8 protein-coding genes are annotated in these 10,982 nt (G+C 42.0%); all 8 read left to right on the top strand.

The window, feature by feature from the left end:
* Nucleotides 1–6 precede the first annotated feature (6 nt).
* Entirely contained in the window at nucleotides 7–420 is a 414-nt protein-coding gene (locus ACFFGV_RS15400; protein ID WP_377349769.1) for a CoA-binding protein, read from the top strand.
* 398 nt (nucleotides 421–818) lie between these two features.
* Nucleotides 819–2,771 (top strand): DNA topoisomerase IV subunit B, encoded by a 1,953-nt coding sequence (gene parE, locus ACFFGV_RS15395; RefSeq protein WP_377349613.1) that lies wholly within the window; start codon nucleotides 819–821, stop codon nucleotides 2,769–2,771.
* A 14-nt stretch (nucleotides 2,772–2,785) separates the two neighbouring features.
* The gene (gene parC / locus ACFFGV_RS15390) at nucleotides 2,786–5,248 is read left to right on the top strand and encodes a DNA topoisomerase IV subunit A (RefSeq protein ID WP_377349610.1); all 2,463 of its coding nucleotides are present in this window, start codon (nucleotides 2,786–2,788) and stop codon (nucleotides 5,246–5,248) included.
* Between the two features lie 620 nt (nucleotides 5,249–5,868).
* Nucleotides 5,869–6,507, top strand: a complete 639-nt coding sequence (locus ACFFGV_RS15385; protein ID WP_377349608.1) for a TetR/AcrR family transcriptional regulator — start codon at nucleotides 5,869–5,871, stop codon at nucleotides 6,505–6,507.
* A gap of 68 nt (nucleotides 6,508–6,575) precedes the next feature.
* On the top strand, nucleotides 6,576–7,718 hold the full coding sequence (locus ACFFGV_RS15380; RefSeq protein ID WP_377349606.1) for an acyl-CoA dehydrogenase family protein: 1,143 nt from the start codon (nucleotides 6,576–6,578) through the stop codon (nucleotides 7,716–7,718).
* A 34-nt stretch (nucleotides 7,719–7,752) separates the two neighbouring features.
* Entirely contained in the window at nucleotides 7,753–9,396 is a 1,644-nt protein-coding gene (locus ACFFGV_RS15375) for an AMP-binding protein (protein ID WP_377349603.1), read from the top strand.
* A 12-nt stretch (nucleotides 9,397–9,408) separates the two neighbouring features.
* On the top strand, nucleotides 9,409–10,761 hold the full coding sequence (locus ACFFGV_RS15370; RefSeq protein WP_377349601.1) for an acetyl-CoA carboxylase biotin carboxylase subunit: 1,353 nt from the start codon (nucleotides 9,409–9,411) through the stop codon (nucleotides 10,759–10,761).
* Nucleotides 10,758–10,970, top strand: coding sequence for an acetyl-CoA carboxylase biotin carboxyl carrier protein subunit (locus ACFFGV_RS15365; RefSeq protein ID WP_377349599.1), 213 nt, complete (start codon nucleotides 10,758–10,760; stop codon nucleotides 10,968–10,970). The genes ACFFGV_RS15370 and ACFFGV_RS15365 overlap by 4 nt, the downstream gene beginning before the upstream one ends.
* Nucleotides 10,971–10,982: the final 12 nt, after the last annotated feature.

Genomic DNA, 10,982 nt, shown 5'->3' with positions numbered 1-10,982 from the left:
ATGACCATGCAAAACCCGAGTAAAGAAGAGATGAAGAACATATTAGAAACATCCAAAACCATAGCGGTTGTAGGATTATCTGATAATCCATCAAGGACCTCTTATCAGATTTCCAAAGCTATGCAGGAAGCAGGGTATAACATTATTCCGGTTAACCCAACCATTCAGGAATCTCTCGGAGTGAAGGCAGTAGCCTCTTTAAGTGACATTGATGAGCCTATTGATATCATTAATGTGTTTCGACGCTCTGAATATTTACCTGCATTAGCCAAAGAGGCGGCTGCTACAAATGCTGACGTTTTTTGGGCCCAGCAAGGTGTTGCATCTGAGGATGCATTTGCTTATCTTCAAGAACAAGGGTTCACCGTTATAATGGACATGTGTATTAAAGTCGCTCATTCTGTTACAATAGGAAAGTAAACCAACAAAAATCCCTGCTATGACAGGGATTTTTTCTGTTTTCAAATAAATTTCATTTCCATCCATGATTAATTTATTTTATACTATTTTTCAACGCTTCTTTTCGAGGCACGCTAGTTACATAGGATTCAAGTAATAGGCAGGTTTTGCTTGTTCAGGAAAAAGATTGTTTGCTAAACGTATGAAAAAAGCTACAATAAGATACAGATAGAGGTAGGATGGTACAAACAATGACCTCCTGTGGCTCTTATTTACAAAAACGAACGTTTGTTCTATGATGAGAATAAGATTATCAATCAGCAGAGTCATACTATTTACCTAATGAGCGATGATTCGTTACACGTATATAATGAGCAGGTTGATCCTGCTGAGGTTTACACCGAAAGGAGTTCAATAGAGTGGTCACAAACAATACACAATATAATGATGATTCCATACAAGTATTAGAAGGGCTAGAGGCGGTTAGAAAGCGTCCAGGAATGTATATCGGCAGTACCGATCATAGGGGATTGCATCATCTTGTCTTTGAAATTGTAGATAATGCAGTGGATGAGGCGCTCGCAGGGTATGGAGAGCGGATAACCATTACTATTCATAAAGACGATAGCGTTTCTGTCCGAGATGAAGGGCGTGGTATGCCTACAGGGATGCATAAATTAGGAAAGCCCACCCCTGAAGTCATACTAACCGTGCTTCATGCCGGAGGTAAGTTTGGACAAGGCGGCTACAAAACAAGTGGAGGGCTTCATGGTGTTGGGGCATCGGTTGTGAACGCTTTATCCGAATGGCTGGAGGTTATCATATACAGGGATGGGGAAACCTATTATCAGCGCTTTGAAAATGGAGGAAGCCCCGTAACCTCGCTTGAAAATAAGGGAGCTACGAGAAAAAGCGGTACACTGATTCATTTCAAGCCTGATACCACTGTATTCTCCACCACAACATATAACCTCGAAACCCTGTCAGAACGGCTTCGAGAAGCAGCCTTTTTGTTAAAAGGGTTAGAAATCGTCCTGGAAGATAAACGAGTAGATTTCAAAGAAAGTTATCAGTATCCAGATGGACTTAAATCTTTCGTAGATTATTTGAATGAGGAAAAGGATACGTTGCATTCCGTTGTTTCCTTTGAAGGTGAGCAGGAAGATATTCATTTAGATTTTGGATTCCAGTTTAACGACGGTTATGCAGAAAGCGTTCTATCCTTTGTGAATAACGTACGAACACGTGATGGCGGTACACATGAATCAGGTGCAAAATCTGCAATTACCCGTAGCTTCAACGACCATGCTAGAAAGACAGGGTTGCTGAAAGAAAAGGATAAAAATCTGGAAGGAACAGATATTAGAGAGGGCTTTACAGCTGTCATTTCTGTGCGAATTCCGGAAGAAAAGCTTCAGTTTGAAGGACAGACGAAAAGCAAGTTGGGGACATCGGAAGCACGCTCTATTGTAGATTCGATTGTTTCAGAGAAATTATCTTACTTTCTAGAGGAAAATCCGGATGTAGCAACGATGCTTATTCGAAAGGCCATCAAGGCCAAGGAAGCAAGAGAAGCAGCCCGGAAAGCACGGGAAGACGCACGCTCAGGGAAAAAGAAAAAGCGAAAAGAAACCATGCTCAGCGGAAAGCTAACACCTGCCCAATCCAAAAACCCTCAAAAGAACGAATTGTATTTAGTAGAGGGAGACTCGGCAGGCGGTTCTGCCAAGCAAGGTCGGGATCGGCGCTTTCAAGCTGTATTGCCGTTACGAGGCAAGGTTATTAATACAGAAAAAGCAAAGCTTCAGGACATCCTGAAGAATGAAGAAATCGGTACCATCATTAATACTATCGGTGCCGGAGTTGGAGCAGACTTTAATATTGAAGATTGTCAATACGATAAAATTGTAATTATGACAGATGCCGATACAGATGGTGCTCACATTCAAGTGCTCTTGCTGACTTTCTTTTACCGGTATATGCAAGAGTTAATTCGTGCTGGAAAGATTTATATTGCCTTGCCTCCTCTATACAAAGTTTCCAAAGGAAAAGGAAAAAAAGAGCAAACGAAATATGCTTGGGAAGAGGATGAGATGAAAGCTATTCTAAGAGAGTTTAAAAATGGCTATACCATTCAGCGCTATAAGGGACTTGGGGAAATGAATGCCGATCAATTGTGGGAAACGACCATGAGCCCGGAAACGCGAACCCTCATTCGTGTTACCATTGATGATCTTGCTCAAGCAGAACGACGTGTTACAACGCTTATGGGAGATAAAGTCGAGCCTCGCCGGAAATGGATTGAATCTCACGTGGCGTTTGGCCTTGAAGAGCAAACCAACATACTAGAAAATGATAAATTGCAGTCCTAGAGGGGGATTACGTTTTGGCTGAAACAGAGAAATATTTAGACTTACCATTGGAAGAAGTACTGGGAGATCGGTTCGGAAGATATAGTAAATATATTATTCAAGACCGTGCTCTTCCAGATGCAAGAGACGGATTAAAGCCTGTTCAACGAAGAATTCTTTATGCGATGCAGCAGGAGCGGAATACTCACGATAAGCCGTACCGTAAATCAGCTAAGACTGTCGGTACTGTCATCGGTAATTATCATCCACACGGGGATACCTCTGTGTATGATGCGATGGTACGTCTTAGCCAGGATTGGAAAGTGCGAAATTTATTAGTAGAAATGCACGGTAATAACGGAAGTGTGGATGGGGATCCCCCTGCCGCCATGCGTTATACGGAGGCTCGTTTATCGAGTATTGCGTCTGAACTGCTGCGGGATATTGAGAAGGAAACGGTTGACTTTATTCCAAACTTTGACGATACCATTCAGGAGCCTGTAGTGCTTCCTGCCAAATTTCCAAATTTATTAGTAAATGGCTCAACTGGTATTTCTGCCGGATATGCGACTGAAATCCCGCCCCATAATTTAGGTGAAGTGATTGACGCCGTAATGAAGAAAATAGACAAGCCAAATAGTACGATAGAAGACATCATGCAGGTAATGAAAGGTCCTGATTTTCCTACAGGAGGTATCATCCAAGGCTTTGATGGGATAAAACAAGCCTATGAAACAGGAAAAGGGAAAGTTGTCGTCCGTGGCCGTGCCGTTGTGGAGCCGATTAGAGGGAACAGGGAGCAAATTGTCATTGATGAGCTGCCTTATGAGGTAAACAAAGCCACGCTGGTTAAAAAAATGGATGAAATTCGTCTGGATAAGAAAGTAGAAGGCATTGCGGAAGTGCGGGATGAAACAGACCGAACAGGGCTGCGTGTTGTAATTGAATTAAAGCGAGAAGCGGACAGTACAGGGATTCTAAATTATTTATACAAGAATACCGATCTGCAGATTAGCTATCATTTTAATATGGTAGCTATTCATAATAAGACTCCGAAGCTGTTACATTTACACGATGTACTGGATTCATATATTGAACACCAGAAAGAAGTCGTCACAAGACAATCTGTACACGACCTGCAAAAAGCGCAGGACAGAGCACATATTTTAGAAGGTTTAATGAAGGCTATCTCTATTCTAGATGAAGTAATCGCAACCATTCGAGCATCAGAGGACAAACAGGATGCAAAGAACCGTTTGATGCAGGCGTACGACTTCACAGAAGCACAGGCAGAGGCTATCGTTAACCTTCAATTATATCGTTTAACTAATACAGATATCACATCGCTTCAAAAAGAGGCAGATGAACTGAAGCAGCGAATTGAAGAACTAGAAGCCATACTAGCTGATGAGAAGAAACTTCTTAAGGTGATCAAGAACGATTTAAAGGCTATGAAGAAAAAATATCATACCGATCGCAAAACGGAAATTCAAGCGGAGGTAGAAGATCTGACCATTAACCTCGAGGTGATGGTTCCAAGCGAGGAGGTTCTCGTTTCTGTAACCCAGGAGGGCTATATGAAACGAACGAGCCTTCGTTCCTATGCTGCCTCCAATGGAGCCGATTTTGCGATGAAAGATGGAGATCACCTTTTAGCTCTTTATGAAATTAACACGACGGACACGCTGTTATTGTTTACTAGTAAAGGGAACTATCTCTACATTCCAGTCCATGAACTGCCAGATATAAGGTGGAAAGATCTTGGCCAGCACCTCGCTAACATCGTTTCCATCGAGAAGCAGGAACGGATTGTCAAAGCCATCCCAATAAGAGAATTTGATGAGAATAGATATTTGTTATTCGTTACGAGAAACGGCATGATTAAACGTAGTCAGCTATCTTTATACAAGGCGCAAAGATATTCCAAACCTCTTGTAGCCATTAATGTAAAAGCCGATGATGAGGTACTCGATGTACACGTCACAGACGGAGATATGGATGTCTTTCTTGCTTCTAATAAAGGGTATGGATTGTGGTATCATGAGTCAGAGGTTAAGGCAATCGGCCAGCGTGCAGCTGGAGTCAAAGCCATGCAATTGAAAGAAGATGAAGTGGTAGTTAACGGAAAGGCGTTTGAAAGCCAAAAGGATCCATCCATTCTTCTTGCTACCCAGCGAGGATCGGTAAAACGGATGAAATTGAAAGAATTTGAACAGTCGACTCGTGCGAAAAAAGGAGTCGTTATGCTCCGGGAATTAAAACGAAACCCTCACAGGGTAGCTGCTTTAGAGATGGTAGAGAACCAAGAGTTACTTTACTTACAAACTGCTAACAGCACGATAAAGGAAATTCGACCAATGGACTTCAAAGTAACTGATCGTTATAGTAATGGATCGTTTGTAGTGGACACAGAGCAATCAGGAGATGTACTGGATATGTGGAAGGCCACTCACTATGAGAAAGTGTTTCAAGAAGAAGAAGAGATAAATAATTCCTAACCACTGCCCTCAAAGGTGTTATAAGCTGCCTTTGAGGGCTGCTTTTTTTGGATGGAAATTCGATTGATTTATAGAGGTATGGAATGTAAAGAGAATTTGAGTGTAGAAAGAGCGATTGTAGGAACTTAAAGCACTCCGTCATCCCTGTTTCATGTAAAAGCAAAGGAAGCACCATAGCTCTCCTCCAACCTGTCCCCGTAACAGCACGGGACGAAAGAATTCATACCTTCTATTATCTTAAAAATACTTAGTAGCAACTCCAAATGAATATCAACATAAAACCAAATAACAGTAAAAGATCTTTTTAACCCAAATTGTAGGTGAGATCCACGTAATTGGAAGACAATGGAGAGCTTAAAATTTCAGATATCTTCTTAGGAATTGGTCCTATATGTTATTTAGAGAAAGAAGTGTCCAGCAAAACCTACGCTATTCTATTGTGCCACATGAGGTGGGATTGTTCACCGCTGTTACAGGATGCAACGATTGGAGGTAAACTTCCTGTTTGATTCAGAGCATTTCTGAATAAAATAAATTTTTATTTTCAGAAAACTATGATAAAATACAAATTATAAAGTTTGATTTTTGGTTTAGATTGTCAGAATTGAGGCGAAGGCATTATGGCAGAATTGAAGGAAAGAATTATGGATTCGGCATTAGAGCTGTTTGAGAGGCATGGCTACCATGGCGTTTCTGTTAATCAGATCGTCCATCATTGCAACGCATCTAAGGGAGGATTTTATCATTATTTCCATTCCAAGGACGAATTGCTGTATGTGATACATGATACCTTTATTACATATGTATTAGACAAAGCCAATCAGGCAAAAGAGAAGTATGATACTCCAACTGAGCAGCTTCAAGCCATCGTTCATTCATTTGTAAGAGTGTTTGACTTGTATAAATCACATATCTCCGTATTTTATCAGGAAAGCACCTACTTAAAGCCAGATTATGAAGAGCAAATTAAGAAAAAACGTGATCAGTTTAAGCAGAATATCTTTGAGGTTGTTCAAGAAGGTCAGGAGCAAGGGGAATTTCGAGCAGAGCTTCCACCAAAGATTGCAGGGATGGCAATTCTCGGAATGGTCAATTGGACATACAAATGGTATAGAAAAAATGGGGAAAAAAGTATTGATGATATTTCTACTATTTTTGTAGACATTATTCTTCATTTCCTCCTCACAAATGAAGCCATGGAGAAAGATGCGTACCAGCAATACCTCTTGAAGCATATGGTTAGTGATACATGGGCTTAAGGAGATTGCATATGTAAGCATGACCGACCGACTGGTTGGTCTCTTAATACATGAAGGAGTGTGAAGAGATGGATTTCTCATTGACAAAGGAACAAGAAATGACCCAAAAGATGGTACGGGACTTTGCACAGGATGTTATTGCACCAAGAGCAGTGGATATGGATAAAAACGCTGAGTTTGCAAAGGATATTTTTGATGAGATGGGTAAGCTCGGGATTTTAGGAATCCCTTTTCCTGAGCAGTATGGTGGTGTTGGCGGTGATACTGTTACGTATGCGCTTGCGGTAGAGGAAATCGGTAAGGTCTGTGGAGGAACTGGTCTTAGCTACGCTGCTGCTGTATCCTTAGGAGCAAGTCCGATCTATTATTTTGGTACAGAGGAGCAGAAGCAAGAATATCTTGTCCCGCTTGCAAAAGGAGAAGCACTGGCATCATTTGGTTTGACGGAGCCTAATGCCGGCTCTGATGCAGGAGGCACCCAGACGAAAGCCGTTTTAGATGGGGATGAGTATGTTATCAATGGGGAGAAATCCTGGATAACGAATGCTGAATATGCAAGAAATATAACCGTAACGGCTGTTTCCGGAAAAGATGAGAATGGTAAGAACATAATTTCTGCCTTTATTATTCCGGAAGGGACCAAGGGAATGACGATTACTAGCAATTACGACAAAATGGGAGTGCGAGCATCCAATACTTCTGAAATTGTGTTGGAGGATGTACGGATACCAAAGGAGAATATATTAGGAGACCCTCAAAAAGGATTTAATCAATTCCTCTACACGTTAGATGGGGGAAGGATTTCTATCGGAGCGCTTGCTGTCGGCATTGCTCAGGCATCATTGGATAAAGCCCTCGCCTACGCCAAAGAAAGAAAGCAATTTGGTAGATCCATATCGAAATTCCAAGGAATTCAGTTTAAATTAGCAGATATGGCTATGGAAGTAGAGCTTGCGCGTAATATGGTATTAAAATCAGCGTGGCTTAAGGATCAAGGCAAGCCGTTTAAAAAAGAATCAGCGTATGCTAAATTGTTCGCTTCTGAAACCGCTTTCCGTTCGGCCAATCAAGCTATTCAAATCCATGGAGGATATGGGTACATGCGAGAATATGAGGTCGAACGCTATTTGAGAGATGCAAAGCTATTAGAAATTGGGGAAGGAACTTCTGAGATTCAAAGATTAGTGATCAGTAGAGAGCTAGGCTGCTAGGAGCCAAAATCGTATGGATGTAGGGAGGAAGAGGATGTCTCTTTTAAAAATGACGGTTGGGGAATTGTTGGAAGAAAAAGCAAGAAAGCACCCGAAGCAGGAAGCGTTCATTTATCCAGAACATAATATGCGTAAAACGTATGAGGAATTCAATACGTTGGCAGATGAAGCAGCGAAAGGTTTTATGGCGTTAGGCATGGAAAAGGGAGAGCACGTAGCCATTTGGTCAGATAATAAGCCGGAATGGCTCATTACTCAATTTGCTACAGGGAAGATGGGGGCAGTGCTCGTAACTGTAAACACTAATTATCAAGCAAAGGAACTAGAGTATTTACTAAAACAATCAGATGCTACTACCCTCATTTTAGCGGAAGAGTTTAAAGGAGCTTCTTATCTTGATATTTTATATGAAGTATGTCCACAGCTGGAAACCTCACCGAAAGGAGAATTGTTTGCACCGAATCTCCCGAAATTAAAGAACATTGTTGTATTAAGTGAGGATAATTATGAAAACCTTTACAATTGGAATGAGATAGTGGAAATGGGTAATCGTGTATCAGACGAGGCCCTCCATCAGCGAAAAAAGAGCCTGCATTACCAGGATGTCATTAACATGCAGTACACTTCTGGTACGACAGGATTTCCAAAAGGTGTGATGCTATCTCATTACAATATCGTGAATAACGGAAAGCAGGTAGCAGAGTGTATGGAGCTATCCGAGAAGGATCGACTTTGTATCCCAGTCCCCTTCTTTCACTGCTTTGGTTGTGTGTTAGGTACTCTAGCAGCCGTGTCGAAGGGAACGACGATGGTTATTCTCGAGCAATTTGATGCGAAGAAAGTCCTTGATGCGGTAGAAGAGGAAGCCTGCACTGCTTTACATGGTGTTCCTACGATGTTTATTGCTGAGCTCAACCATCCTGACTTCACCCAATATGAGTTTACGCACTTAAGAACTGGTATTATGGCTGGTTCAACTTGTCCGATGGAAGTCATGAAACATGTCATGAACCAGATGGGAGCTTCCGAAATAACGATTGCTTATGGACAGACCGAATCCTCACCGGTTATTACGCAAACGAGGACAGATGACCCTATTGAATTAAAGGTTAGCAGCGTAGGAAAAGCTCACCCAAATGTAGAAGTGAAAATAATAGATCCCTCTACAGGGGACCGATGTGAAGCAGGAGTTCCCGGTGAATTGTGTACAAGAGGCTACCTGGTAATGGAAGGATATTACAAAAACCAGGAAGCAACATACACGGCCATAGATGACGAAGGGTGGCTTCATACTGGAGATATCGCAGTAATGGATGAGCAAGGCTATGTAGAAATAACTGGCAGGATCAAGGACATGGTAATTCGAGGGGGAGAGAATATATATCCTCGTGAGGTGGAGGAATTTCTGTATCAGCATCCAGATATACTTGATGTTCAAGTGGTTGGAGTTCCAGATGAGAGATATGGGGAGGAACTGATGGCGTTTATCATTCTGAAGGAGTCCGCTTCCCCAACGGTTGAGGATGTAAAAGCGTTTTGTGAAGGCAAGATTTCACGGCACAAAATACCTAAGTACATGGAATTCATTGAAGAATACCCGATGACTGCCAGCGGAAAAATACAGAAATTTAAGCTGCGTCAGGAAGCAGAATCGATCATTAATGCTGATATATTGTAGGGAGGAATCCGCATGTTTCAAAAAGTAATGATTGCAAATAGAGGAGAAATCGCTTCTCGAATTATCCGAACGTGTAAAAAACTGAATATCCCAACAGTAGCTGTATATTCAGAGCCAGATGCAGATAAACCATTTGTTCAGGAGGCGGACGAAAGCTACCCTCTTGGCGGCTCAAGAGTAAATGAAAGCTACCTCAATGTGGAGAAAGTTTTGGAAATTGCTGAAACAGCTGGTGTCGATGCCATTCATCCTGGCTATGGTTTATTAAGTGAGAACGGTAATTTTGCAAATCAGATTGAAGACAAAGGTATTACCTTTATTGGTCCTTCGCCAAAGGTAATGGCTATGATGGGAAGCAAAGTCGAGGCTCGAGCCACGATGGAGAAAGCAGGGGTGCCTGTTATTCCAGGTACCGCTTCAGCAGTTTCTTCAAAAGAGGAAGCCATTCAATTTGCAGAAGAGATAGGCTATCCTATCATGCTGAAGGCTTCCGCTGGCGGTGGGGGAATTGGTATGCAAGTAGTTGCCTCGGATGAAGAATTAGCTAAAGCCTTTGAGAGCAATTCCAAGCGAGCAGAAATGTTTTTCGGTGACGGCACAATGTTCTTGGAGAAGAAAATCGTTGAACCACATCACGTAGAGATACAGGTGCTTGCGGATAAGGTTGGGAATACTATTCATTTATTTGAACGGGAGTGCTCCATTCAACGAAGGCATCAAAAGGTAATAGAGGAAGCCCCTTCTCCTTTTATTACAGAGGACACGAGGCAGAGGATGGGGGAAGCAGCCGTAACTGCTGCAAAAGCGATTGGGTACGAGAATGCGGGTACGATTGAATTTCTAGTAGACAAGGATCAATACTTTTACTTTCTGGAAATGAACACTCGCCTCCAGGTTGAACACCCAATAACAGAAGAAATTACAGGTGTGGATATTGTAGAGGAACAGCTGCGTATCGCTGCTGGGGAAGCTCTCCGCTATCAGCAGGAGGATTTGTATATCCAAGGTCATGCGTTAGAGGTACGGGTGTATGCGGAGGATCCGAAAACCTTCTACCCTGCACCTGGGCAAATAACGGGACTAACGCTGCCTGAGCAACAGTATATTCGTCACGAGCTGGCAGTAGATGGAGAATCGTTTGTCTCACCGTTTTATGATCCTATGATTGCAAAATGTATTACTCATGGCCCTACTAGAAAGCAAGCTATCAGCCAAATGGTGGAGGCATTATCAGTCTATAAAGTAGAAGGTATTAAAACGAACTTACCAATGCTTATACAAATTCTTCAACACCAACAATTTCAAAATGGAGATACCAATACAAGCTTTGTAGATATGTACTATCTTAAGGAGGAAGCAAAATGACAGAGGTTAAAGCAAACATGGCAGGAAGTGTATGGAAAATCGTCGTAGCAGAAGGAGAAGCAGTAACGGCAGGACAGGATTTGTTAATATTAGAATCTATGAAAATGGAAATACCCATTCCTACAGATGATGAAGGGACTGTTAAAGAGCTAAAGGTCCAGGAGGGGGATTTCGTAAACGAAGGTGATGTCATAGCGATTGTAGAGTAAGTTCTAATTGGG

Source organism: Pontibacillus salicampi, assembly GCF_042434395.1.
Lineage (GTDB): Bacteria > Bacillota > Bacilli > Bacillales > BH030062 > Pontibacillus > Pontibacillus salicampi.
This window is presented reverse-complemented; position numbering and strand designations above follow the sequence as displayed.

Bases quoted from the DNA above. Each gene is read 5' to 3' on its own strand.
- ACFFGV_RS15400 (WP_377349769.1), top strand. From the start codon at position 7: ATGCAAAACCCGAGTAAAGAAGAGATGAAGAACATATTAGAAACATCC.
- ACFFGV_RS15385 (WP_377349608.1), top strand. From the start codon at position 5,869: ATGGCAGAATTGAAGGAAAGAATTATGGATTCGGCATTAGAGCTGTTT.
- ACFFGV_RS15380 (WP_377349606.1), top strand. From the start codon at position 6,576: ATGGATTTCTCATTGACAAAGGAACAAGAAATGACCCAAAAGATGGTA.
- ACFFGV_RS15375 (WP_377349603.1), top strand. From the start codon at position 7,753: ATGTCTCTTTTAAAAATGACGGTTGGGGAATTGTTGGAAGAAAAAGCA.
- ACFFGV_RS15370 (WP_377349601.1), top strand. From the start codon at position 9,409: ATGTTTCAAAAAGTAATGATTGCAAATAGAGGAGAAATCGCTTCTCGA.
- ACFFGV_RS15365 (WP_377349599.1), top strand. From the start codon at position 10,758: ATGACAGAGGTTAAAGCAAACATGGCAGGAAGTGTATGGAAAATCGTC.